Annotated in this window: 17 protein-coding genes; 13 read left to right on the top strand and 4 right to left on the bottom strand. The window is 53.8% G+C overall.

Going from position 1 to position 25816, the window contains the following annotated elements:
• Positions 1–26: 26 nt before the first annotated feature.
• The 5 genes from AC01YT_RS07255 to AC01YT_RS07235 all read left to right on the top strand — a co-directional run bounded on the left by AC01YT_RS07255 (position 27) and on the right by AC01YT_RS07235 (position 6686).
• The gene (locus AC01YT_RS07255; protein WP_476674079.1) at positions 27–2105 is read left to right on the top strand and encodes a glycosyltransferase family 39 protein; all 2079 of its coding nucleotides are present in this window, start codon (positions 27–29) and stop codon (positions 2103–2105) included.
• Positions 2106–2146: 41 nt separating this feature from the next.
• Entirely contained in the window at positions 2147–3106 is a 960-nt protein-coding gene (locus AC01YT_RS07250; RefSeq protein WP_476674077.1) for a glycosyltransferase family 2 protein, read from the top strand.
• Between the two features lie 88 nt (positions 3107–3194).
• A complete protein-coding gene (hpt, locus tag AC01YT_RS07245; protein ID WP_476674075.1) occupies positions 3195–3779 on the top strand; it encodes a hypoxanthine phosphoribosyltransferase in 585 nt (194 codons plus the stop codon).
• A gap of 18 nt (positions 3780–3797) precedes the next feature.
• Positions 3798–4931, top strand: coding sequence for a 6-phosphofructokinase (locus tag AC01YT_RS07240; protein WP_476674073.1), 1134 nt, complete (start codon positions 3798–3800; stop codon positions 4929–4931).
• Positions 4932–5030: 99 nt separating this feature from the next.
• Positions 5031–6686, top strand: coding sequence for a PfaD family polyunsaturated fatty acid/polyketide biosynthesis protein (locus AC01YT_RS07235; protein ID WP_476674071.1), 1656 nt, complete (start codon positions 5031–5033; stop codon positions 6684–6686).
• On the opposite strand, the gene AC01YT_RS07230 is transcribed toward AC01YT_RS07235, so the two are convergent.
• The 3 genes from AC01YT_RS07230 to AC01YT_RS07220 form a co-directional block, all read right to left on the bottom strand.
• Positions 6668–7420: a 4'-phosphopantetheinyl transferase family protein gene (locus AC01YT_RS07230; protein ID WP_476674069.1), complete on the bottom strand. Its 753-nt coding sequence runs from the start codon at positions 7418–7420 to the stop codon at positions 6668–6670. The genes AC01YT_RS07235 and AC01YT_RS07230 overlap by 19 nt on opposite strands.
• A complete protein-coding gene (locus tag AC01YT_RS07225; protein WP_476674067.1) occupies positions 7420–15846 on the bottom strand; it encodes an SDR family NAD(P)-dependent oxidoreductase in 8427 nt (2808 codons plus the stop codon). The genes AC01YT_RS07230 and AC01YT_RS07225 overlap by 1 nt, the downstream gene beginning before the upstream one ends.
• 262 nt (positions 15847–16108) lie before the next feature.
• Entirely contained in the window at positions 16109–16513 is a 405-nt protein-coding gene (locus AC01YT_RS07220; RefSeq protein WP_476674065.1) for a PPOX class F420-dependent oxidoreductase, read from the bottom strand.
• A 213-nt stretch (positions 16514–16726) separates the two neighbouring features.
• Between AC01YT_RS07220 and AC01YT_RS07215 the strand changes: the two genes are divergently transcribed.
• Genes AC01YT_RS07215 through AC01YT_RS07195 form a run of 5 tightly spaced genes read left to right on the top strand, consistent with a single transcriptional unit; the run spans position 16727 to position 20296 of the window.
• The gene (locus AC01YT_RS07215) at positions 16727–17464 is read left to right on the top strand and encodes a PocR ligand-binding domain-containing protein (RefSeq protein WP_476674063.1); all 738 of its coding nucleotides are present in this window, start codon (positions 16727–16729) and stop codon (positions 17462–17464) included.
• A 17-nt stretch (positions 17465–17481) separates the two neighbouring features.
• Complete coding sequence (gene sqr / locus AC01YT_RS07210; protein WP_476674061.1) at positions 17482–18714, top strand: type III sulfide quinone reductase, selenoprotein subtype; 1233 nt, start codon at positions 17482–17484, stop codon at positions 18712–18714.
• A 10-nt stretch (positions 18715–18724) separates the two neighbouring features.
• Positions 18725–19426, top strand: coding sequence for a helical membrane plugin domain-containing protein (locus AC01YT_RS07205; protein ID WP_476674059.1), 702 nt, complete (start codon positions 18725–18727; stop codon positions 19424–19426).
• Positions 19427–19454: 28 nt separating this feature from the next.
• Positions 19455–19772, top strand: coding sequence for a TusE/DsrC/DsvC family sulfur relay protein (locus AC01YT_RS07200; protein ID WP_476674057.1), 318 nt, complete (start codon positions 19455–19457; stop codon positions 19770–19772).
• A 23-nt stretch (positions 19773–19795) separates the two neighbouring features.
• A complete protein-coding gene (locus AC01YT_RS07195; RefSeq protein ID WP_152965595.1) occupies positions 19796–20296 on the top strand; it encodes a DsrE/DsrF/DrsH-like family protein in 501 nt (166 codons plus the stop codon).
• A gap of 58 nt (positions 20297–20354) precedes the next feature.
• On the opposite strand, the gene AC01YT_RS07190 is transcribed toward AC01YT_RS07195, so the two are convergent.
• Entirely contained in the window at positions 20355–21014 is a 660-nt protein-coding gene (locus tag AC01YT_RS07190; protein ID WP_476674055.1) for an MgtC/SapB family protein, read from the bottom strand.
• A gap of 111 nt (positions 21015–21125) precedes the next feature.
• Here AC01YT_RS07190 and AC01YT_RS07185 point away from each other — a divergent pair, with 111 nt between their 5' ends.
• Genes AC01YT_RS07185 through mfd form a run of 3 tightly spaced genes read left to right on the top strand, consistent with a single transcriptional unit; the run spans position 21126 to position 25789 of the window.
• Positions 21126–21746: a hypothetical protein gene (locus tag AC01YT_RS07185; protein WP_476674053.1), complete on the top strand. Its 621-nt coding sequence runs from the start codon at positions 21126–21128 to the stop codon at positions 21744–21746.
• A gap of 6 nt (positions 21747–21752) precedes the next feature.
• Positions 21753–22370 carry an aminoacyl-tRNA hydrolase gene (gene pth, locus AC01YT_RS07180; RefSeq protein WP_476674051.1) on the top strand — a complete coding sequence of 206 codons (618 nt, stop codon included), beginning with the start codon at positions 21753–21755 and terminating at the stop codon, positions 22368–22370.
• Entirely contained in the window at positions 22367–25789 is a 3423-nt protein-coding gene (mfd, locus tag AC01YT_RS07175) for a transcription-repair coupling factor (RefSeq protein WP_476674049.1), read from the top strand. Before pth ends, mfd begins: the two co-directional genes overlap by 4 nt.
• Positions 25790–25816 lie beyond the last annotated feature (27 nt).

Here is a 25816-nt window from a genome sequence, read left to right as displayed (position 1 = left end):
TATTTCCTCTCATATCGATTATAAAAATGGGGAAAAAACCGACATCAATTACTACCCCCTTTGAGAAAATTGGCTCACTTTTACCAATTGTAATTTTACTTTTTTTGGGTATCAAAAGCCTATCTATAGCAGTAACGGATGTCTTTTCTTTTGACGGAGCAATGAACGCTCAAGTTGCTCAAAACGTTGTTAAAGGAATAGGCTATGCTACATCCTACCCCCGTATCATAATGTTTGATGGAAAAATTCAAACTGGCCCAACGGTGTTACTACCCGTTGCAATATCTTTTATGATCTTTGGTGAGTCGTTCTTTAGTGGTCTGTTGGTGAACGGTATATATTTATTGTTAACCGCAACGACGATTTTCTATCTCCTAAAGTTCCAGTTCTATTTGAAAGATGGCTATGTTTCTATCGCCTTATTGTTCTTTATCCTCACACCAGAAATCTTTAACCTGGGATTTGGCCTATATGGTGAAATTCCAGCTCTCTTTTTCTTTTTGCTGTCCACAGCTATAACACGAGAATATCTCGAAACTCAGCGACCACATTATCTTCTTCTTTCTGGCTTATCCTTGGGATTAAGTGTAATAACGAAAACTGTTATGTTCATTACAGTTCCAACCCAAATAATCCCCATTGCAGTTGACGCCCTTGAACAAATCAGAGCACAAAAAGCTATCAGTGGATCAAAACTGGAAACAATCAAATTGTTAACAAAAAGATGGGTCCTTAGCGTTTGGGGATTCTTAATCCCAATTATAGCATTTGAATCTTACAAACTGTCAGGATTGGGTTTATCAAATTATTTAGGATGGTGGAAAGCGCAGCTGAGAGAGATTTTTAAACAGGCTGGTGTTTCCGCTGGATATAATGATACACTTGGGTTAGCAAACAAACTCTCAAAGCATCTGAACTTATTCTTTGAATACTCTGGGTATTATCCTATAATATTATTTCTTCTATTGTCTATCATACTCATAGCGCTGTGTTATTCGTTATACATTCTCATAAAATACAGAAAAGAAGTTCATAATAAGCTTGTCTCGGCGATAGCGAGTGCATCTATCCTATATCTAACCACGATTCTCTACTTTAGCTGGTGGCTACTCATCACCCCTACTGAAAAAGCCTGGTATCGTAGAATATTAAATGGTGTGATTTTGTTGGAACTTTGTATTGTTATAATTTCCACACTAATTTCGCAACAAAATTTTCCGCAGAATTCAAAAAAGTGCCTAGGGAAATGTAAACTTATTATATCTTTAACGCTTATCGGGTGTATTGTTCCCACCTTTTTTATTAAACAGAGTTATTCTAACTTTCAATTAAGTTTCAAAGACACCCCTGAAAAAACATCTGTTTACAACCTCGCTGGTTTTATTAAATCATTGCCCCCAAATGTAAAGGTCTATGGTTTCGGATGGATGCAGGCCCCCGTAATTGCTTTTGCGTCCGGAATGACCTTTCATGATCTTTATCGAGATCCGGAAATTCTTACCCCAGGCATGAATAAAACCGAGAGTTATCTAGTAGCAGACTGGTACACATTTATCAGTGCAAAAAATTTCTTAGAAGAGACCTTAAACCACTTTGTTTATGAAACAGTTTACATGGATAAATACAATGGCCTTTATCGCATCAAAGAAAGAAAATTATTTGATTATGAACCATTCACATCATCTGAAAAGGACCAGGCTAGACTCTCTTATATAGATTTTACCCAATCAAATTTCTTCAACCCAACACGAAACATATATTTACAAGAAATAAACCCATACGGAAAATGGGCCCAGAACATAGCTGCCATTCTTTTAGATTATAAGGGACAAAGATATCTAAAAATAGAATTTGAGATTCCAGATATTTCAAAATATGCAAAAAAAACAACTAATGTAACAATATATTTGAACAGGATGAAAACAACCTGTCGATCTTTCTCGGCTTCAGGAAACTATAAAATATTGGTTCCTTTGAGCGAAATTGAGAATGAATTGCAAAATAGTATTGAAATTACTATAGTTTCTGATAATTTCATTGTAATTGAAGAGGACCGTCGGAATTTGTCCCTTTTCCTGAAAAAAATATCTTTGGAGGAACAATAATTATCAGTTTACAAGACAAAATATATCCCTTGATCTCAATTTTGCTTGTTTCTTTCAATAGCGAGACGAGTCTTAAGGTATGTCTAGATCATATTGCTAAACAAACATACCACAATATTGAGATTCTGATAATCGACAACGGCTCAAAGGACCCTCCCTCTCAATCTCTTTGCGAGCAATGGCCAAGTCTTCGGATCAGGATCGAATATTTCAATGAAAACAAAGGCTTTGCTTTTGCCAACAATTACGGGGCTCGCTTAGCTAAAGGCGAATGGATTGCTACTTTAAACCCAGATGCTTTCCCCAAGCCGGATTGGCTTGAACAACTGGTGCAGGCAACATTTCAATATCCTAATGCCTTTTTCGCTTCTCGCCAACTGCAAGCCCAATTTCCCCATCTATTGGATGGCGAAGGCGATACTTACCATGTCAGTGGTTTAGCCTGGAGACGGAATTACGGTGCACCAGTCATACCTAAAAACCAACCTGAAGAGGTTTTTAGTGCTTGTGCAGCAGCTGCTTTATACCCACGTCAAACCCTTCTTGAAGTGGGCGGGTTTGATGAATCCTATTTTGCCTACCACGAAGATATAGATCTAGGCTTCAGATTACGTCTTAAGGGGCTAAGGTGTTATCACATTCCCCAGGCTGTTGTACACCATATTGGATCTGCCACTACTGGGAAATCCAGTCCATTTGCTATTTATCACGGGCATCGAAATCTGGTGTGGACCTATTTCAAAAATATGCCTACCCCTTTACTTGAAATGTATCTACCACTTCATCTCCTAATGAACATTTATTCTCTGGTTTACTTCGCGAGAAAAGGACACCGAAACACGATTTGGAAAGCCAAACAAGATGCTTTTGCAGGCCTAAAAATCGTACTAGAAAAACGCAAGGTGATCCAAAGTGAACGTATTGCTTCAACCTGGGATATCTATCAGCTAATGGAGAAGGGTATCTTCTCGCCTTTCACAAAAAAATTTTTCAGGCGCTAAATATGCCTTTCAATTAACTCAATGTCTATCTACCCCTTTTTTCATGGTAACATATACCCTGATCGCACTCCTTCCCTTGCGAGGGCCTATGGCGCAGGTGCAAACTCCTCCCTACCCCTATGACTTCATCGGACAAATTTTGATCACGCAAGAACAGATCGAGCAACGCGTGGCCGAACTCGGTGCCCAGATCACCGCCGATTATCGCGATTCCGACCGCTTGCTCCTCCTCGGCCTGCTGCGCGGTAGTGTGGTCTTCCTCACCGACCTCATGCGCAAGATCAACCGCCCCATGACCATGGACTTCATGCTTGTCTCCTCCTACCGCGGCGCCGAATCCTCCGGCTTCGTTCGCATTGACGCCGACCATAAAATCAACATCCACAATTGGGACGTGATTCTCGTGGACGATATCATTGACACCGGATACACCATCCATACCGTGCGAAAATTGCTCCTCGAGCGTCAGCCGCGCAGCCTCAAAATCTGTGCCCTGCTGGATAAAAAAGCCCGCCATAAGGTGGATATTCAGATTGATTACTTGGGCTTCGAAATTCCCGACTACTTTGTAGTTGGCTACGGTTTGGATATCGATGAAAAAGGTCGCAACCTCCCTTACATTGCCGCCGTGGACCTGGAAAAGTACCGCGCTCTCTATGGCAGCGGCAATTGAAAGCGAAAGGTTGTCCAAATGAAAACAAAAACCCCGCGTAAAATCGGCATCCTGACCTCCGGCGGTGATAGCCCCGGCATCAATGCCGCTATCCGCGGAATCGGCAAGGCCATTGCCGGCCATTTTCATTTACAACTGATCGGTTTCCACGATGGCTTTAGCGGCATGGCCCACAATCTGATCATGCCCCTCGAGGGCGAGGCGCTCTCCGGCATCTTGACCACCGGCGGCACCATCCTGGGCACCAACCGCGATAAACCCTATAGCGCCGAAGAAGACGGCCAACGCGTGGATTACACCGAGAAAATCCTTCAGGTATACCACCAACACAACTTAGATGGCCTGATCTGCCTGGGCGGTGGGAACACCCAGGAAAGCGCTTACTACCTACAGCAAAAAGGCCTCAACGTTATTACCCTTCCTGTCACCATTGATAATGATATTCCCCAAACGGACATGACGGTCGGCTTTAATACGGCGATGGAAATCGCCGCCGAAGCCATAGATCGTCTCCACAGCACCGCTTTCAGCCATCACCGCATCATCATTGTTGAGATCATGGGGCGCGAGACTGGCTGGCTCACCCTTGGTGCGGGTATCGCCGGCGGCGCTGATGTCATCCTCATTCCTGAAATCCCTTACGATATCCACAAAGTCGCCCAAGCCATCCTCGAACGCAGCCGTCGGGGTAAGCGCTTTAGCCTGGTCGCCGTGGCCGAAGGGGCAATTGCCAAAGAAACCCTGCAGTTTTTTGAGCATGCTCGCCAGGCCAACCGCCGCCTGCGCAGTGGTGAGGAAGCCGAAGAGGTCGAAGCCGGCCTGCAAGAGATCGAAAAACGCTCTGCCGGTGATACCCTCCACCTGGCTAACCGACTGCAAGAATTCACCCGCCTGCAAACCCGTGTCACCATCTTAGGCTACCTCCAGCGCGGCGGGGCGCCTTCGGCCTTTGACCGCGTCCTCGCCACCCAACTTGGCACCGCCTGTGCTCATCTGGTCAGTCAGGGGCACTACGGAGTCATGGTCGGCATTCAAGGCGGAAGCGTCAAACCCACCCCCCTGGCCCAGGTAGCCGGCAAGGTCAAACGTGTGCCGTTAGATCATTCCTGGGTGCAGGGTGCGCGTCTGGTGGGCACCTGCCTGGGCGATTGAAATCCCGCCTATCCACATTGAGGATCGCCCACGCCCTGCAACTCATCCCCAGGGCATGGGTTTTAATTGGTGATGTATTCCTTCCGGTAGGAGAAAACCATGCCCCACCACGAGGTCGTTCTGCCCACCCCAAGACCATTCGATAACACCAACTCATTTACAGCCTGGCGCTGGCAGGGTAACTCTAACACAATTGCACACGATGAAGCCTCCCAGCGTCAGTTGCTGTTGCACCTCGAACAACCTGTTTGGGCTATCGCTGACCGCCAAGGCCTGGGCTTAACCTCTGAAGCCGCACTGATTCCTGCTCGCTTGGCCGAGCCCGAATCCGCCGAAGTATTAGCCTATGCCCCTCCCCTCGTACCTGAAACTCTGGGTAATCCCGATTTCCGCGCCGACTTCAGCCTGCGCTATGCCTATTATGCCGGCGCCATGGCTGGGGGTATTGCCTCTGAAGACCTGGTCATCGCACTGGGAAAGGCCGGCTTCATGGGCGTATTCGGTGCCGCAGGTTTGCTCCCGGCGCGCGTTGAGCAAGCCATCCAGCGCATTCGCGCAGCCCTGCCCCAAGGCCCTTATGCGTTCAACCTCATCTTCAGCCCCAATGAGCCGGCGCTAGAAGAACGAACGGCAACGCTGTATCTGGCTCAAGGCATTCGTACCATTGAGGCCTCTGCCTATGTTGACCTCACGCTCAACCTGGTGCGTTACCGGTTGGCCGGCCTGGTGCAAACTCCGCAGGGAAAAATTATTGCCCAAAATCAGATCATTGCCAAAATCTCACGTCGTGAAGTTGCCCAGCGCTTCATGCAACCTGCGCCCACTGATTTAGTTGCCCAATTACTCCAAAGTGGTCAAATAAGCGAAACCCAGGCGCAATTGGCCCAATTCGTCCCTATGGCCGATGCCATCACTGTTGAAGCCGACTCGGGTGGCCATACCGATAACCGCCCGCTGGTGGGGTTGATCCCGACCATGCTAGCCCTGCGCGAGCAAATCCAGGCCCAATATCGCTACGCGCAGCCCATTTTTATCGGTGCCGCCGGCGGTATCGGCACCCCCGAAGCCGCTCTAGCGGCATTCACCATGGGTGCGGATTATATTGTCACCGGCTCGATCAACCAATCCTGTGTGGAAGCCGGCACCTCCCCTCATGTCAAACGCTTGCTTGCTCAAGCCGATATGGCCGATGTGATGATGGCACCCGCTGCCGATATGTTTGAAATGGGCGTTAAGGTGCAGTTGCTCAAACGCGGCACCCTCTTTCCTCTGCGCGCCCAGAAACTCTATGAACTTTACTCTCGCTACCCGTCATTGGAAGCCCTGCCAACGGACGAACGCGAAAAATTGGAACGCCAGATCTTCAAGCGCGACCTGGAAACCATCTGGCAAGAAACCGTGCAATATTTCCAGGAACGCGATCCACGCCAAATTGAACGCGCCCAACGCGACCCGCATCAGAAAATGGCCTTAGTCTTTCGGTGGTATTTGGGGCTTTCCTCACGCTGGGCTAATCGCGGTGAGCCAGGGCGCGAAATGGACTACCAGATTTGGTGCGGTCCAGCCATGGGTACATTTAACGCCTGGGTGCAGGGTACGTACCTGGAAGCGCCGGAGAACCGGCACGTGGCCGACATAGCCCTGCACTTAATGACCGGCTGCGCGTACCTTGCCCGTGCGCGCATGTTAGCCTTCCAAGGGGTTCGCCTACCTCCTGCGCTTACCCGTTATCTTCCTCAACAACCCATGCGCTGACGCACTGCGCTGGCATGGCGCAGTGGAACAAAAATCAAGGCTTCAGGCATAACCTCAGCACATACGGCCAGGGTGAGCACGCTTGGCCCAACCACACACCACCAAGCATGCCAGGGAGCGTGAATACCGCGCACCGAAATCCGAGCCGCCCGCCAGGAAGAATCTGAGGGCAAACCTGAAGGTAATTGCACATTAATCCGCCGGGTATCCCAAGTGAGCCCAACCCGCAACGCCTTGAGGGCTGCTTCTTTCAGGCTCCAGATCAAGGTTACGGCCAAAGGCCGCTGCAGTGCGGGCAGGTCTTGTAAAAACTCTTGTTCCTCAGAGGTGAAAAAATCTTCAACAAAAGCGTGTGGCCGCGGTTCAATCACTTCCAGGTCAATGCCCAGCGCCAAATCGGGAGCCAACGCCAATGCACAGGCCACCCATCCCTCGCGATGACTGAGCGAGAGCGAAACCGGGAAGGGGTTCTCCGGGGAAACCCAAACCTGGGGTGATCCTTGAGCACTGCGCAAGATGCTGATCCGCTGTACCTCAACACCCTGAAGGCGCCGATCGGCAGTGCGAAGAAGGTTTTTGGCCACCCAACGCCCTAGCAACCAGTCTGCACGCCGTCGTGGAAAGCGCAGGGTCTGCAGGTGAATCTGTTCCGCCACCGAAAGGGTCTGTGTCAGAGAGGTGGGCTCAGCCAGCACGGCTGGCCCACCCGCTAAGGTCCAGTAAATGTTCACCATTAACTACCTTCCTCCCGTTGTTTAAGGCACGCCCGAAACGGCGCTACCAGCGCCGCCTCGGCGGCATAAGGCAAGCGTGCCGTTCGATAACCCTTTACCTCGATAATCACTCGCCCCTCACCGTCTACAACCCGCGCGTCAAACCGCCGATTTTCACCAACGGGTGAAATGGGAATCACCTCAGCCCACACCGATTCCTGCCATTGGCGCGTGAGGAAAGTAATCCGTTCAACACCGAAGGGTAACGCAAGCACGCCATCTTGGGCTACTTCCCACGCCGCCGCTGTCTGCAGCACCAATTCAAGCAAAGAGGGAAGGGTTACCAGCGGCGCAGTACTCAGTGCGGGCAAATGCGCCGCCAAACGTCCTAGTGCCCGCCGCGGTTCGATTTGCACCGCCTCCAGCACCTGGAAAGCCGGCCCATGGAAGAAGAGCCGATAAATGGCGTCGCGGTAGATAAGGCGATGCTCATCCCAGGCGGGTACCTCTGCCCCAGGTGCATCCGCCAATTCAGAGGTTCCCAGCAGCACTTTAGCCGTAAAATGGCGCAAAGTCTGAGGCGGCATACTGGCGCGGATCAAGGTGGATTCCAGCACCGCTTGGGCAATCAACCCCTCTTGGACTGGATAAAGATTGACCCTGATGACAAAACGGCGTGGTTGGGAGCGATAGAATTTCAGCGGCGCCATAAACTGAACGTCTGTAAAACCCATTACTTGCCAGGCCGAAGACTCATCAGCGAGACTTAGCCAGCGCAACGCCGCTGTGGCGAACCCCTCTAAACCCATCACTGCTGGCAACAAGGGAATACCATTGAGCGCATGATCGGAAAGATAAGGCGTCTGCTGTGGATCCAGTTCGACTTCAAAGCGCGCCCCTTCCCAGCGATCATACCCTGTCAGCACCCCAGGAAGGTGATGAAGATCATTGCCTACAAGGGGTTTTATGGCTTCGAGATCGAGACCATCCTGCTCGCGGCGGGGGAAGGTAAGCAAGCCCAGCGAACCCGCCAAAACAACCTCCGGCTGCCCAGAATTGGCGACCAACTCGCGGTAAACCCACTTGGCTGCATCTTCAGGCGGCATCAGATCAATGCCCGCCCGCCGCATCAATTCGGGCACGTGGCCACGGCTGGCCATTCCCACCTCAGCCCAAGCCCCCCAATCCAGCGCAATGGTCTTCATACTTGCCGGATGATGACGGAGTGCCAACATCATCTTCGCCAGAAAGTCATTCCCGGCGCAGTAATCCACCTGCCCAGCATTACCGAAGCGCCCTGCAATCGAGGTAAACGCCATCATCGCACGTGGCCACATGTGATGTCGGTGCAAGGCCTGATAGAGGTTGTAGAACCCTTGAGCCTTAACCGCCAGAATCTGAGCAAATTCCTCACGGGGTTTACTTTCCAGGCGACGACTGCGTTCAATTCCGGCCGTATGAATGAGAACATCCAAACGTCCTTGCTCGCGCACCACACGCGCCACAACCTCTTCCACGGCCTGCGCCTGGGTTACATCAGCAGGGAGATAGGTTATTTCAGCCCCCCACGAACGGACATCATCCAACAACCGTAAGGTCCCATTGGCACGATCTAGGACCGCCAGGTGTTGTTCCACTTCCACCAGGGAAGGTCGTTTACCCTCTGCCGCCAGGCGTTTGAGCAAAGCCTGGCGCAAGGCCGAACGATCCTGCCGCAGAAGCACCAAATCAGGGTCATCTGGATCAGGCAAAGGTGAACGTCCGATCAGATAGAACACCCCACGCGTCCGGTGTGCCAGATCGCGTACCACGGCCTGGGTGATTCCACCACTACCACCAGTGATCAGGAAGACCGGCTTGTCGTCCCAATCTGTGCTTGTTATGTTGTCCAGCGACGTTTCAACCAGGGTGACACCATAACGCTGACCTTGGTGTCGTCCTACCTCTACCACACCGGGGTCATACAGCAATTCTTCGATCAACTGCGCAGCAATTTCGGCAGCTTCAGCCTGCGGAGCAAAATCTACCACCTTGACCAGTGCATTGGCACGTTCCCAGGACACTGCTTTGACCAACCCGCTGACCAAACCGCCCAAGGGAGCCGCCAGTGGCTCACCAGAGAATCCTTGCTGACCGTCCAGGCGCGTGGCCGCAATTAAGAACGGCTCACCCGGCAGAGCCTGGAGCAGGTCAAACAACATTTGCGCTCGGCGCTCCACCTCGGCTCGCCATTGCTCAACCGTCATCGCCTCCAGGTTAGGATGTGGATCCAAACCGGGTAGGAAGAACAGGCCATCTACCTTGCCTTCTTGCGCCCATTCCTGAACGCGCGCACGAGTTTGCTCTGACCACTCCGCCGGGATCATCAGCACCTTGACTTTGCGCACACGCAACCGGCGTGCCAGGGCCAAGCCAACACCTCCCTGATCTTCCACTAAAACCACCCGTAACCTTGCTGAAAGATCAATCCCGGTCGGCTGACAAAGCGTTGCCCGTGGGCGCAGCACAGCCTGGGGCACTCGCCGGCGTATCATTCCGGCTTCTTCCTTGGCACTTTCCAACATTCCGGAAAGCACGCCCTCTTCCTGGATGGAAAGGAGCGTCGTTGACCTATCTTCTGGCTCGGCTTCAGGCGCAGTCTCCCGTGAGATAACCTGCGAGGCCAAAGCCTCTTGGATAAACGCAATGACCTTGCGCAGGGTATTGTAATCGCTCAAACGCAGGTCTTCCCGCCGTGGAATCCCATATTGCTCACGAACTGCGGCGAAGAGCTCTGCTTGCTTAACAGTATCAATGCCCAAGTCGGCTTCCAAATCTAAATCTAGGTCTAACATTTCCTGAGGATAGCCGGTCTTCTCACTCACCAGCCCCACGACAAAGGACTGAATGTCCGTCTCATCCACGGTCTTGACCGTTTGGGCAGCAGGCAGTTGAGATGGGCCGAGATGCGCATCTCCACCCTCTTTGTTTATGGGCAGATGATCAACAGGATATCCCACCCGTGCAGTGACCAGTTCCAGCACTTCGGGGCTCACGGCTTCAGATGGTTGAGCATCTAAGGCTGAAGTTGACGGTTGTGATTCCGAACCACTTTGCGCCTCAAGCGACTCCCGCACAAACACAATCACCTTACGCAGCGTGTTGTAATCCACCAGCCGCAAATCCTCACGGCGAGGAATACCATAGCGCTCGCGCACCGCAGCGAACAATTCCGCCTGCTTAACCGTATCAATGCCCAAATCGGCTTCTAAATCGAGATCCAGATCGAGCATATCGGGTGGGTAGCCGGTCTTCTCGCTCACCAGTGCTACCAACACGTTTTTAATCTCCTCTTCGCTGGGTAGCGCTACCCTGGGCTTGGTCACAACTGTCTGCCCCTGTCGTTCTCCGGCTACGAGCGGCTCGGGATGCGCCTCAAGCGCCGACCCGGCATGGGGAACGGCACCGGTCACTTGCGGCTGGTTTACTGCCGCCTCGCGCACAAACGCAATCACCTTGCGGAGCGTGTTATAGTCCACCAGGCGCAAATCCTCACGGCGTGGGAGGCCGTAGCGCTCCCGCACTGCGGCAAAGAGTTCGGCTTGCTTAACGGTGTCAATGCCCAGGTCGGCTTCCAAGTCCAAGTCCAGGTCCAGCATCTCACGGGGATAACCCGTCTTCTCGCTCACCAGATTTAAAACAAATTCTGTGACCTGTTGCTCATCTGGCACTAGCAGCGTTGGCTGGGCTGACGGCAACGCCTCCGGTTGCTGAGAGGGCAATGATTGCAAAGGCTCAAGCACTTCCGTGCTCTCTTCTTGCGTAGTGGTCTCAGCCCACTGCGTTGGCCCTTGTCCATATTGCCATCGTGATTTCAGCGGCACCCGCTGTGGCGGGCCGGCGTGGCGAATGCGCAGTGTACGCTGTACCACCTCTAACTCCGCCTGTTCATAACCAGCCAGATCGGCCAGCCAGCGTTCATAGACTCGATGATTTACCCGTTCTCCCTTATCATCAATTCGCCGTAGCAAGGCCATAGCAATTTGAGACCCAAAGCCAGCCCCCAAACGCAAGGCATAACGCAGAGGGAACACCCCTCCCCGTGAGAGGTTCAAATCACCCAATTCTGGATCAGGCTCAAAACCATCGTCAATGTTGGCAATAGGAGGAACACGACCATACTGCAACGCTTTAACCGCCAGGACATCTTCTATCCCCACCCCCATGGCATGGCCGGTATAACCTTTGGTATTCGCGATCAAAATGCGGTTGGCGTGTTCGCCAAAGACCTGGCGCAATGCCCGGATTTCGGCTGAAGCCGAGCCTCCGCGGGCCGGGGTATAGGTCTCATGAGAAACAAACACCATATGCGGCGCCATTGCCGCCCGATTGAGCCCAAAACGGCGTTCCGCGGTACAAACCAAACGTTCCATAATCTCACTGACGTGGGATACATCCAGGCGGGTACCGTGATAGGCACTGTTGGCAATATCTGTTGCCAGCACCTCGCAGATTCCCCGCATTCCGCGTTCTCGCACTGCATCCTCCGACTCCACCACCAGGGCTGCAGCGCCCATGCCCATAATCATCCCATTGCGTCGCCGGTCAAAAGGTAGCACAGCCTGACGCAAGTCGCCTTCAATCGTTGCCGCGCCGCTAGCCATAAGCGATGCTCCAATCCAAGACATCAGGGGGTTGCTGGTCACATCATCGCCGGCAATAATAACGACGCGGCGGCAACGCCCTTGACGTATCCAGTCCTCGGCCAGCGCCAATGCATGGGTGGTACTGGCACAGGCTGCATTCACATGGGTATTTGGACCACGCGCACCGATGTATTCGGCAAATTGGGAATGTCCCATGCTCAACGCCCGAAACACCAGGCGGCGATCCAGATGATAATCTTTTTCCTCTAACTGGTGTTCAAGGGAGGTTATTTGAGCGCGCAAAATAGCCGCAACATCGGGCGCAGTCGCGCTTAATGACTCCAATAAGGCATACAGCGTGTCTAATTGACGTCTGAGTGTCTCATACTGATAAAAATCCTCAATCTCGCGCGCCAGTTCACTGAGCCCCGGAAAAGCCGAAGCAAAGATCACGCCGGTCTCATCGGCTAAAGCAGGTGGCAGGCGCCAACGATCTGGTAAGTAGGTCCCCACACTGGTCGGACGGTAATGCATCACGAGGGGAATACCTGCATCGCGTAAGGCTTCAATACCGGCGGCAATCGCCAGTTGGGTCGAAATATCCAGGGCTTCTACGCGTTCCGCGGGCACACCGAAATCCGCACTCAGGTCGAACCTTCCACGCTGGCCGGCCAGTTTGACCGTTTGCTCGAGATCCTCAACGGGTTGCACTTCGGCCCCATTATCACTCTTGATCAGGCGAATAATGCGGCGTTGGAGGAGGCTTTGTCGCACCTCCAACGGCAACGGCTCAATCATGATCTCACCGCGCAGCAACCGCTCAACGTTGTCATCCGCAAAAACCGCATGCTGGCGCCCCGGTAACCCCAAGCCGGCCCCACTGATCACCACAGAACCCGTCAACGGCAAAACGCCATCTCGGACCACCACTGCTGGCGCTTCATAGTGAGCAGGCGATTTGGGCTCCGAGGGTGACGCTTCACCTAAGGGTGAAATTGTTACCGGAAGAGGACGCACATCGGCTACCTGAGGAATAACACCTGCCGCATACAAACCGGCCAGTGCCTCATTGAACGAAGCCGGCCCACCCTTGCGGGGGTGATTGGTTGCAAGCACCCATACTTCAAGCGCTTTTTCCCTAAGGATATCGTTAGTTAGCCCAGCCAAAACGCGCTTTGGGCCCACCTCAACAAAAATGCGTGCACCATGGGCATAAAGAGTTTGCACGCCGCGAATGAATTGCACCGGCGAAGCCACCTGATGTGCCAACAGGTCAAGCATGGCTTCACGCCCGGTCGGGTAGAAGTCGCCGGTCACATTTGAGATAACCGGAATTCGCGGCGACTGAAGGTGCATGCGTGCGATGATTTGCCGCAACGGGCCACTGGCCGGAGCAACAATTTGAGTGTGGAACGCATGTGAGACGGGGATCTTCACCGCCTGGTAACCCGCCGCCTGTAATGCCTTGATGGCGGCGTCAACCGCTGCCGTTTCGCCCCCGATCACGCTTTGTAACGGACTGTTATAGTTGGCAATAACAACATAGCCCGGTATCTGGCTCAGGATGCGTTCGATGGCCTCAGGGGGCGCAGAGACCGCTGCCATGCACCCGTTATCGGCCATGGAAACACGCGCCATCTCACGTCCCCGTGCGCTCACAATCTCTAAGGCCTCGGCAAAGGGCAAGGCCTCTGCCGCCACCAGCGCCGCATACTCGCCTAGGCTGTGCCCAATGGTCATATCAGGGTGGAATCCGTACTTTGCCAGCAGGCGCAGTAGGGCAACGTTTGCGGTCAACATCGCTGGCTGCGTGACAATCGTGTTACGCAACTCAGCCTCGGCTTGCTTGAGGCGTTCATCGCCATCCTCGACAAAGACGTAGTTGCTCAACGGACGGCCTAGAATCGGCGTCATGACCGCATCAGCTTCATTGAATGTCTCAGCCACAACCGGATCCAAATCCCGTAAGTCCCGCAGCATGTTAACATACTGCGAACCCTGCCCGGGAAAGAGAAATGCCACCTTGCCTGGGGTTCCCCGACCGCGATAGATCCCCTGTCCGGCTAAGGCTTGCCAGGTGTCGGACGCATCCTTCTCCAAGGCGGCGAGGGCTTTCTCGAGTCGCTTCGCCAAATCCGCCGCATCGGCATAGTCCAGCGCTAGGCGCTCAGGTTGGCGTACATTATCGGGAGCAGGGGTTGTCCAGGGGGGCGTTCGCCCTACCCGTGCATCCTCGAGCACTTTTTGGAGTCGTTGCATCAACATAAAACGATCCGGGGCACCCACTACCAGCAGGCCGCGATAGGTCGGCAATCCTTGGGATGTTTTGGTCATAATGGGCTCCGATGCGGTTTCTACCTGGGCCACCGAAACGGCCGGGAAGACTTTTTTCTCACTGGTCAACAGCCCGGGAACATATTCCTCGACCACAGCGTGAAAGTTCGTCCCACCAAAGCCGAACGAACTGATGCCAGCACGCCGAATCTCCCCGCGCGGACGCTCCCAGGGACGCAGTTCAGTAATGACGTAAAAGGGCAGGTGCTCGAAATCAATATTGGGGTTGGGACGAGTAAAGTTAATGGAAGGGGGCAGAACTTTTTCGTGTAAGGCAAAGGTCACCTTGAGCAATGCCGCCGCCCCTGCCGCGCTCTTGAGATGACCAATATTTGACTTGACCGAGCCCAATGCAATCGAGGCAATGGGCAAATCGAAAGGATCAAAGATGGCGTTAAGGCTGTTGACCTCAACGACATCCCCCACGCGGGTGGAGGTGCCATGGGCTTCAATAAGGGTAGCGGTGGCTGGTGAAAGGCCGGCATTTTTCCAAGCCCGTTCAATGGCGCGCTGTTGACCGGTAGGATTAGGAGCGGTGATCCCTTTACCCCGCCCATCACTGCTCGAACCCACCCCGCGAATCACAGCGTAGATCTTGTCACCGTCGCGCTCGGCATCAGCCAGGCGCTTGAGCAGGAAAACCGCTGCCCCCTCACCCATGACAAACCCGTTAGCACCTTCGGCGAAGGGACGAGAACCATCGGGGCTCAAAGCGCCGATTTTGCAGAACTTAACGTAAGCGTCAATACTCATGTTGCCGTCCACGCCACCGGTAAGGACAGCATCAAACTGATAATTATTTAAACCTTCAATAGCCGCCTGAAGCGCCGCCAGGGAAGAGGCACAGGCCGCATCGGTGACAAAATTGGCCCCGGAAAAGTTGAAGACGTTAGCCACCCGTCCGGCAATGATATTGGCTAACTCACCGGGCATAGTGTCCTCGGTAATGGGGGGCAGCTTGGCGCGAATTTTCGCCGCCACCCCTTCTAAGAGCATGCGCTGCACCTCCGGAGGAAGGTGCTGAAAGGCTTCAAGTTCGCGTAAAGCTTCGAGATATTCCGGTAGGCGCACGCGCAGGCTAGTGTTGTATTGATTTTCACCGGCCATAGAGTTGCCCAGGATCACCGCCACCCGCGTTGGATCCAGATAGCGTTCCGGGTAGCCGTAATCCAACAGCGCCTCTCGCGCCGCCGCAATGGCCCATTTTTGGGTGTTATCCATCACGGCCAGTACGTTGGGGGGAATGGGAATACCCCACTTCAACGGCTCAAACCGAAATTCACGCACCCAGGCACCTATTTTGGTGTAGGTCTTATCTGGAACACGTGGATCAGGATCATAGTAAAGGTCAGGATCCCAACGCTCGCGGGGCACTTCGGTAACCGAGTAGCGCCCTTGTTTAATGTTTTGCCAAAAGGTCGCGGCATCGGGGGCATCGGGCAAGATAGCACCCACCCCCACTATGGCAACCGCTTTGGTTTCGCTCATGCCTATTCCTCCTCAAAGGACGTCAATGGGATTCAAGTGTATCAGGTTGCAAGATTTTATCGTCATCGTCCCTCTGGCGAGGCCCCAGGGCACACCAGGATTTAATCTAAACTGTTGGGAGCATGATGAGAGAAAGGATCATCATGGACATTCTATCCATTGGAAACCCCAGGTTTCAGGTTGGGTTACGCCTGGAAAGGAAAAAAGCCCTGGGGAAAGATACCGCGCCCAGGGCTGATCAGCCAATTGATTTTTAAGCCCATCAGGGGGATGATGGCATAAGTTCAATTTCAATCATATAGGTTGGATCCCCTGTCCGTCGGGCTCGCAAACCTGCTACCAGACGGATCAGGCGGCGCTGCCAGCGATATTTGCGGTCAAATGCCGTCGCAATGGCTTGTCGCAACGCTAGATCCTCCACCGGTCGAGCCCGCGCTGGTATAAATTCGTCCAAAGGTCGCCCGCGCACATCACTAGGAGCTACCTGAGCTTGACCATTGGCCCGAATGCGCTTGGCTTTTCCCGAATCCACATTAGTCATCACGTATAAACGCCCATCGTGCACCACAAACCACACCGGTGTCGCCACTGCCTGACCATTGCGGCGAAATGTCGTTAAGTTGATATACTGCGCACGATATGCCCATTCAGGTAACTTTTCTTCCATCGCGATTTGGTCCCTCTATTATCAGTTTTGAGGTCTATTTTATCCCCTAGACATCAAAAAAGGGAACCAATGTACAACCCAATACACCAACCCGGCCCTTGTGAAGAACGTAACAGACATGACATTCCTCGTGACATTTGTCACTATCTAGGGTGGGTCAAGCGTGCTACTATTGAGTGCGATAGAGATTGCTATAACATTTTATAACATGCTATGGAAGAATTATTAACCACACGCCAGGTTCAAGACCTTCTAAAGGTAGATCGAATCACCATTTACCGCATGCTTCAGGATGGGCGGCTAAAAGGGATAAAGATCGGCCAGCAGTGGCGTTTTCCGCGCAATGAGGTCGAACGATTACTTGGGCGCCCAACACCCGAGCCGGCATCCCAAGCCATGGATCTAGCGACCGGGTTCCCCACCCACTGCGTCCAGACCATTCAGGACCTTTACGCCGAGGTCAGCGGGTTAAGTGCCGTTGTCCTGGACCCTGAGGGCAACCCCCTAACCGAGATTAGCCATCCTTGCGGGTTCTGCCGTCTACTATGGCAAAACGAACAAGCCCACGCTGATTGCCAGGCCTCCTGGAAACAGATGGTACGCGAGGTAGCCCCGCGCGGTGGTATCGCAACGTGCCATGCCGGCCTAGATTATCTCTTCACCCCCATTCAAGACGATGGTCAGGTTGTAGCGTGGTTCGTATGTGGTCCATGCTTGTGGCAAACACAACCTACCGATGCCCTATGGGAACACCTAGCTCAACGCTATAACCTACCCCTAGACCAAGTACGCCTAGCCGCCCATGATCTTCGTGTGATAGATTCTGCCCAGCGTCAGCGCGTTGCGGCCTGGCCACTGGCTGCCGCCCGCGCTGTGCAAAGTATCCTGCATGAGCGCCTATCGTTTATCGAGCGCCTGCAACAAATCGCTAGCCTAACTCAAATTTCTTAGCAAGGAGTGTACCTCTTATGAAGAAAATTGTCATTCTCGGCGCTGGAACCGCAGGCACCATCGTGGCCAACCGCTTCAAACGCCTCTTGGATTTCAACCAGTGGCAGGTCACCCTGGTTGATCCCGACCCCGTCCACTATTACCAACCGGGGTTCTTGTTCATTCCCTTCCGCATGTATTCAGAGAAAGATGTGATTAAGCCCAAGCGTGATTTCATTGACCCGCCGCTGCGCTTGATCCAATCCAAAGTTGAAGCCATTGACGCCGATCACAACCGCGTGCACTTAGCCGATGGTACCAACCTGCCTTATGACTTCCTGATCATCGCCACCGGGGTAGACATTCACCCTGAAGAGACCCCGGGAATGCTGGATGGCGAGTGGGGTAAATCCATTCACTCGTTTTATACCCTGCCTACCAGCCAAGCCCTGCGCGATGCTCTGCGCACGTGGAAAGGTGGACGGCTGGTGGTCAATGTGGTGGACAATCCCATCAAATGCCCGGTCGCCCCACTGGAATTTATCATGCTGGCCGATTGGTACTTCCATCAGCAAGGCATGCGCGACCGGGTTGAGATTGTTTACGCCACGCCACTGTCAGGTGCCTTCACCAAACCCGTGGCCTCAAAATTACTCGGCGAATTGCTCGAGAGCAAAAACATCAAGGTCGAACCCGATTTCATGATTGAACGGGTGGAGCCGGAAGCCAAAAAGATCGTCTCTTATGACGAGCGCGAAATCGAGTACGATTTACTGGTTACCATCCCGCTCAATAAAGGCGCCGATGTCATCGGTAAATCCGGCCTGGGCAATGAACTTAACCTGGTGCCGGTGGATCCGCATACGTTACGCGCTAAAGCCTATCCCAATATCTTCGTCCTGGGCGATGCCTCGGACGCGCCCGCTTCCAAAGCCGGTGCTACCGCCCACTTCTCCATTGACCTCTTCACCGAACACTTCCTGGATTATGTAGAAACCGGCGAACTCCCACCTTACTTCGATGGGCACGCCAACTGCTTCATCGAGACCGGCTTTGGTAAGGGGTTGATGATTGATTTCAACTACACCCAGGAACCTCTCCCTGGTCGCTATCCACTACCAGGCATTGGCCCGCTGACCTTACTGCAAGAGTCCGAATTCAATCACTGGGGCAAACTCATGTTCCGCTGGATGTACTGGCATATCCTACTGCAGGGCATGGAACTGCCGCTTCCCGCCACAATGAGCATGGCTGGTAAGTGGAAAGTTTAGTGGAGGGGCTATGGAAGCCGAGATCGCTGCCTTAAACCAAAAACTCGATGCCCTCACGGCACAGGTGGCTTACCTCACCGAGCAGGCCAAGGTGGCCGAGCGCGGGCGGCAAGCACGGGATGAACTGATTGAAACCGCCATGCCCATCGCCAAAGAAGCCCTGCGCCTGGGAAGTGAACAACTCGAAGAGGTGCAGGACTATGTCCAGCCGGAAGAATTGCTGCGCTTGCTCAAAAAATTCCTGCGCCATGCCCGCCAACTTGAGTCCCTGCTGGATCAGTTAGATGCGCTGTACGATTTGCTCGAAACCCTGACCCCAGTCTCCAAGGACATCATGATGCGCCTCACCGACGTCCTGCAAACGCTGGATGAGAAAGGCTATTTCGCCTTTGCCCGCAGTGGGGCACGCATTGTGGATAACATCGTCACTTCGTTCAGCGAGGACGATGTCAACCGGTTGGGCGATAATATCGTGCTCATTCTCAACACGGTCAAAGACATGACCCAACCCGAGATCATGACCTTTGTCCGCAATACCTTGCTTTTAGCGGAGCAAGAAGTGGGCAAACCGGTGGACACCTCGTTGTTCGGTTTATTGCGCCAGTTGCAAGACCCGGCCGTTCGTCGCGGGTTGGCGCTGACATTGCGTGTTTTGCAGGTCATCGGCCACCAGGCCGATGCCAACTCGAAACCCGTCCCTGCTCAGGGATAAATATTCACACGTAAGGAGGAACCAAACTATGCCTACCCGAGTTATTGCTGGAAAGACCGTGGAAGTGGATGCTGAGGGGTTCATGACCAACCCCAATGAGTGGAACGAGGAGATCGCCGTAGAATTGGCAAAAGAGGAGGGTATTGCTGAGCTGACCCCCGAGCACTGGAAAGTCATCAACTTCTGCCGCCAAAGCGCTAACGCTAATGGCAAAGCCCCTACCTTGCGCCAAATTACCGCTGGCACCGGTATCTCCACTAAGGACCTCTTTGCCCTCTTCCCCAAAGGCCCGGCCAAGAAAGTAGCCAAGATCGCCGGGTTGGGCAAGCCCGAAGGTTGCGTCTAATCTAAGCAAAAGGAGTCAAAGCCATGACCGAAGGAAACCGCCACATTGCGTTTATCTGCTCCAAGGGCAATCTCGATATGGCCTACCCAGCCCTGGTGATGGGCTGGGCGGCCCTGGGCAACGGTGTGGATGTCACCATCTTCTTCACCTTCTGGGGGCTTGACCTAATCAACAAGCACCGTGTAGATCATCTGGAACTGCCCCCGGTGGCGAACACCAGCATGAAGATGAACATGATGGGCATCCCGGGTAACCTGGGCATTCCCAACCTAGTCGGGGTTCTGCCAGGCATGACGGCTCTCGCCACCAAACTGATGAAAGATAAAATGAAAGCCCTGGGGGTACCGCCAGTGCGCGAGTACCTGCAAATGCTGGTAGATGGCGGCGCTAAGCTCTATGCCTGCAAGATGACCGTGGATATGATGGGGTTGACCATGGATGACTTCGTTGAGGGTGTACAGGGCATCGTCACCGCCAGCGACTTTATTGACATGACCGAAGGGGCACAGATCATCTTTATCTAAATCCAGGTTGTGGTCCGATACCAAGAGCGCCTCTGCGGATTGGCAGAGGCGCTTAGTTTTAATATCGAAACTGAACCACAAACGGCGCATCAAGCAGGAATTTCACAAACTGCTCATGTGCTGAGATACTACCCAGCACGACCCAGCGACAGCGTAGCAATCCACTACTCTCTTTGAAATATTCGCGCCGAATCAAGCGCAAACTTGCCTGCTCCAAGGCAGTGTAAATTTGATCAAACGACTCAACCCCGCCTTGAACACTCATTTCGTAAATCCGTTGCTCGCGCAAACGATCAATTCGCCTTTCAAATGAAGGAAACAACCACAATACAATCAACGCCATAAAGGTAACTAATCCGCCCAAAAGATATTCCCCCGCCCCCATGGCCATCCCCACCCCGGCAGTCAACCATATGATCGCCGCCGTGGTTAGGCCCGCTATCCGCGGCCCCTCTCTCAATATCGCCCCTGCACCCAGGAAACCAATGCCGGTAACGATATTGGCCGCAATGCGTGAAATATCCGCACCCCCAAAGTGACGCGAAAGCAGGGTGAATAATGCCGAACCCACGGCAATGAAGATAAACGTGCGAAACCCGGCGGACTTATCACGATATTCGCGTTCCAGCCCAATTAATCCGCCAGCCAGCATCGCCGCCACAATGGGGAGAAACGACGTGTGAAAGAGACCAGTTAGAAAAGCCATGGCGTCGTTCACTGAAACTCACTTTCTGTGCCCAATGATAAAACTTCACAACCCGATTAGCTTCACTCAGGGGCAATATATCATCACGGAGAAAATGCGTCAAATACAAGAGGATCGTATTTCATGATAAACTTAACTGCTATGTTCTGGGCTATCTTGCGCCTGGTCATTACCTTTGGTCTGGTGGGACTGGCACCCCTACCCCAAACCCCACCTCCCCTGATCATCTCCCCCACACCTGGCGCGGTGTTGCGCGGACAGGTGGTCATTCGCGCCAACTTGCCGCCGGGTGAATTCCAACGCTATGAATTAGAGTTTAGTTATCAAGACAACCCAACCCAGACCTGGTTTCCTCTCACCCAGTCCGATCAACGCCCGGCAGACGAAGTGCTGTTTACCTGGGATACCACCGTCATCACCGATGGTAATTATCGCCTGCGCCTGCGGGTATTGCTGGGAGATGGGCAGGTGATCGAGCATATCGTTACTGAGTTGCGCGTGCGTAACTACACCGCAGTAGAAACCGAAACGCCACGGGTGTCCTCAGAGCGCACGCCGACCCCTACCCCCTTGCCCGCCACCCCGACCCTGCTCCTAACCCCCACGCCGCTCCCGCCGAACCCGCTTATCTTAACCCCGAATGCTATTCTACGTGTGCTCGCCCGCGGCGGGCTGGTGGCATTAGGTCTGCTCGCCGTTATCGGGCTCTATTCCGAGTTACGCCACCATCGTGACCGCAGCTAATCGCTTATGACAACATCATCTGTTGAATCTTCAGATTTTGCTTCCTCACCATATTTGTTGATTGGCTTGGGCAACCCTGGCCGCACGTATGTCCGCAACCGCCATAACATTGGTTTTATGGTCATTGACGCCTTGGCCAAACAATTGAATTTAGGCACCCCGCGCCTACAGATGAAAGCCTTGGTGCTGAACGGCGTACTTGACGGGCGCAAGGTCATCCTGGCCAAGCCTCAAACGTATATGAATCTCTCCGGCGAGGCGGTTGGTAGCCTGGTGCACTACTATAAAATCCCTCTTCCGCACCTTTTGGTCATCCACGACGACCTCGATTTGCCGTTCGGGGTTATTCGTCTGCGCCCCGGGGGTGGTGCCGGCGGACACAAAGGGCTACTTTCAATTATGGACCGCCTGGGTACTCAGAATTTTCCCCGCCTTCGCTTTGGCATCGGCCGCCCACCGGGCAAGATGGATCCTGCGGATTACGTGCTCCAAGATTTCGACGCCAGCGAACAGCCCGTTCTGGAATTGCTCATCGATCGCGCTGTGCAGGCCATTCGCGTTTTCGTTACCGAAGGCCTGGACACCGCCATGAACCGCTTTAACGGTTTGACGCTCGAACCATGAAGCTGAACATCTTATTGGAAGCCCTTCGCTCCCTCCCGGAGTACCGCCATCTTCTGGAAGATCTGCACGACGGTCTGGTGATCCAAGGAATGGGGGTCATGCGCGCTGCACGTTTACCCCTGGTCGCTGCTCTAGCCCATGATCTGGGTGCACCCCTGCTGTGGATTGTTGAACGCAGTGACCGCGCCCTGACCCTCCACGATGAACTAATCCTCTGGATGGGTGAAAGCCGGCATTTTCTCTTTCCCGAACCCAATCCCCTCTTTTACGAACGTGCCGCCTGGGGAATGCTGACACGGCGGGACCGCCTACAAGTACTGAGCCTGCTCAGCCGCTACCACCTGCCCACGTTGCCACGCCCTGAATATCCGCCGCTGATCATTGCCCCCTTGCGCGCCGTCATGACGCGCACGCTCCCCCGGCGCGAATTCATCAAAGCCACACGGCTTATTCGAGTCGGGCAACGTTTGCCGTTAGAATCCTTTCTGCGTCAGTGCCTGGAGATAGGCTATCAACGCGAGGACGTAGTGGTGGAAGCCGGCCAAGTGGCATTGCGCGGTGGCCTTTTAGACCTATGGCCACCCACGGAACCTCTGCCTTTACGCCTTGAGTACTTTGGGGATGAATTGGATACCCTGCGCCAGTTTGACCCCGCCACCCAACGCACCGTGCGCAACTTAGAACACGCTCTGATCACCCCAGCGCGCGAGGTACTGCCAGCCAAAGCCACTGCACTCGGTCTCTCGCCCACCGATGTTGATGAATTTGATCTCCCTTTGCTTTACCCCTTAGCCGGCAGCCTGCTCGATTATCTACCCCGCGATGCCCTGGTGATTATCGATGATCTGGATCTCTTGCGAAGTACAGCCAACGAAATTGAAGAACTGGCTGTGCGCATGCGCCAGGAGAGCATTGCCGAGGGGCTGCTTACACCCGATTATCCTATCCCTTACTTCCCCTGGTCAGAACTGCAAGACCTGTTGGGCGATCATCTTTGGCTAGAGTTAGGCCATGGCCAGACCGAAGAGGGGCACCCCTTAGCAAAGCAATTTCAACCCCAACCTCGCTTTGGCGGACGACTCAGGTCCTTCTTGGAATGGCTTGCCCTGCGCAGTACAGAAGGAGAGGACATTTTCATAGTCTCTCGCCAGGTGGCACGCCTGCGCGAATTATGGGAAGAACACCGCCGCCACATGCCGGAAACCGCAGAACAACGCGTTCATTTCATCGAAGGTAGTTTGAGTGAAGGTTGGGAACTTCTGCACCCGGCAGCAAAACCACTCCATTTGCTCGGCGACGGTGAACTCTTCGGTTGGGAACGACCACAACCCCGCCGTCGTACCCGCCCTCAAGCGCTTCCTCCTGAAGCCGTCTACGCTGATCTCAAACCGGGTGATTGGGTGGTGCATGTAGACTACGGAATCGGTCGCTTTGTGGGCTTAGTGCGGCGCACGTTGGAAGGCGTGGAACGTGAATTCCTCTGCATCGCCTATGCCGAAGGGGATCAGCTCTTCGTCCCGGTGCATCAAGCCGACCGCATCAGCCGCTATATTAGCCCGGATGGTGAAGAACCCACTCCCACCCGCTTGGGTACCGCTGATTGGAACCTGACTAAACAGCGGGTGCGTGAGGCTGTGCAAGAAGTGGCCCGCGAGTTGCTGGAACTCTACGCCAAGCGACAAGTGGCCAAGGGCTTTGCCTTTAGCCCCGATACCCCCTGGCAACAGGAACTTGAAGCCAGTTTCCCTTATATCGAAACCGAAGATCAGTTACATGCGATTGAAGACGTAAAACGGGATATGGAAAGCCCGCGTCCTATGGATCGCCTTTTATGCGGCGATGTGGGCTACGGAAAAACCGAGGTAGCGTTGCGCGCCGCGTTTAAGGCGGTCATGGATGGTAAACAGGTAGCAGTTCTGGTGCCCACCACCATCCTAGCACAACAACACTATGAGACCTTTCGCCAACGCCTGGCGCCCTTTCCGGTTAATGTGGAGATGCTCTCACGTTTCCGCAAGCCCAAAGAACAGGAGGAGATTTTGATCCGCCTAGCGGTAGGGGACATTGACATTATTATTGGCACCCACCGACTGCTCCAGCCCGATGTGGTTTTTAAGGACTTGGGCTTGGTCATCATAGACGAGGAACAGCGTTTTGGGGTTACCCATAAGGAATACTTTAAGAAACTACGCACCGAGGTTGACGTCCTGACCCTGACCGCTACCCCGATTCCGCGCACCCTCTACATGGCCTTGGCCGGTGTGCGCGATATCTCCATCATCAATACCCCGCCGGCAGAACGTCTGCCCGTGATTACCCACATCGGTCCCTATTCCCCGCGCCTGGTGCGACAAGCCATCCTGCGTGAGATCGAACGAGGAGGACAGGTGTTCTTCGTTCACAATCGCGTCCACACCATCCAGGCCATGCGCCGCCACCTGGAATCGCTGGTGCCCGAAGCGCGCATTGCTGTGGCACACGGACAGATGCCTGAAGACGAACTGGCGCAGGTCATGGAGCGCTTCACTCGCGGGGAGGTGGATGTCTTGCTGTGTACCTCGATCATTGAATCGGGGTTAGATATTCCCAATGCCAACACCCTCATCGTGGATCGCGGCGATACCTTTGGCTTGGCACAACTCTATCAGTTGCGCGGACGAGTAGGGCGCGGCACCCAGCGCGCCTATGCCTATTTCTTTCGCCACCGCAAACGCCCGCCCACCCCCGAAGGCCAGGAACGGCTGGAAATCATTGCTGAAAACACCCAACTCGGCTCGGGGTACGCCATCGCCATGCGCGATCTGGAAATGCGTGGAGCGGGCGAAATTCTCGGTACGCGCCAACATGGGTACATTGCCAGCGTTGGTTTTCACCTTTATACCCGCTTGTTGGCGCAAGCCGTGCGCGAACTGCGCCGTGACTACCCGCAACTCAGCACGGCTGAACCTACCCCATCCACAGGTGATTTGGGGCTCATGGTTAACGTGGATCTTCCCTTGGATATAGGGATTCCTGTGTCTTACGTGCCCGATCAGCAGACCCGCTTGAGCCTTTACCGTCGTCTGGCGGACACCCGCAACGAGCACGAACTGGATGTTCTGCGTGAGGAGTTCCGCGACCGCTTTGGCCCCTTGCCCGAAGCCGTGGAAAACCTCTTCTTCCAAATGCAGGTCAAACTGCGCGCCGAAGCAGCCGGGCTGGCTTCTGTGAGCATCGAAAGCGGCCAAATCGTGCTTCGTTACCCTCCTCGTCCTGAGGATGCACCACCTCGGACCCTGCCCTCGCTCGAGCCTCTGGCACGCAGCGGTAAGAATGCCTATTGGACGCCCTTCGACCCCTCCAATCCGCAATGGCGCCAGCGCCTGCTCAACTTGCTGGAACGACTAAGTCAATTAGAACGATCGCCCAAACCCTTATAACCTCCCCGATTTTGTTACCTTTCCCTG

The organism is Thermanaerothrix sp. (assembly GCF_056331585.1).
This window is presented reverse-complemented; position numbering and strand designations above follow the sequence as displayed.

Coding starts and splice junctions, on each gene's coding strand:
- AC01YT_RS07255 (WP_476674079.1), top strand. CDS start 27: ATGGGGAAAAAACCGACATCAATTACTACCCCCTTTGAGAAAATTGGC.
- hpt (WP_476674075.1), top strand. CDS start 3,195: ATGGCGCAGGTGCAAACTCCTCCCTACCCCTATGACTTCATCGGACAA.
- AC01YT_RS07240 (WP_476674073.1), top strand. CDS start 3,798: ATGAAAACAAAAACCCCGCGTAAAATCGGCATCCTGACCTCCGGCGGT.
- AC01YT_RS07235 (WP_476674071.1), top strand. CDS start 5,031: ATGCCCCACCACGAGGTCGTTCTGCCCACCCCAAGACCATTCGATAAC.
- AC01YT_RS07230 (WP_476674069.1), bottom strand. CDS start 7,420: ATGGTGAACATTTACTGGACCTTAGCGGGTGGGCCAGCCGTGCTGGCT.
- AC01YT_RS07225 (WP_476674067.1), bottom strand. CDS start 15,846: ATGAGCGAAACCAAAGCGGTTGCCATAGTGGGGGTGGGTGCTATCTTG.
- AC01YT_RS07220 (WP_476674065.1), bottom strand. CDS start 16,513: ATGGAAGAAAAGTTACCTGAATGGGCATATCGTGCGCAGTATATCAAC.
- AC01YT_RS07215 (WP_476674063.1), top strand. CDS start 16,727: ATGGAAGAATTATTAACCACACGCCAGGTTCAAGACCTTCTAAAGGTA.
- sqr (WP_476674061.1), top strand. CDS start 17,482: ATGAAGAAAATTGTCATTCTCGGCGCTGGAACCGCAGGCACCATCGTG.
- AC01YT_RS07205 (WP_476674059.1), top strand. CDS start 18,725: ATGGAAGCCGAGATCGCTGCCTTAAACCAAAAACTCGATGCCCTCACG.
- AC01YT_RS07200 (WP_476674057.1), top strand. CDS start 19,455: ATGCCTACCCGAGTTATTGCTGGAAAGACCGTGGAAGTGGATGCTGAG.
- AC01YT_RS07195 (WP_152965595.1), top strand. CDS start 19,796: ATGACCGAAGGAAACCGCCACATTGCGTTTATCTGCTCCAAGGGCAAT.
- AC01YT_RS07185 (WP_476674053.1), top strand. CDS start 21,126: ATGATAAACTTAACTGCTATGTTCTGGGCTATCTTGCGCCTGGTCATT.
- pth (WP_476674051.1), top strand. CDS start 21,753: ATGACAACATCATCTGTTGAATCTTCAGATTTTGCTTCCTCACCATAT.
- mfd (WP_476674049.1), top strand. CDS start 22,367: ATGAAGCTGAACATCTTATTGGAAGCCCTTCGCTCCCTCCCGGAGTAC.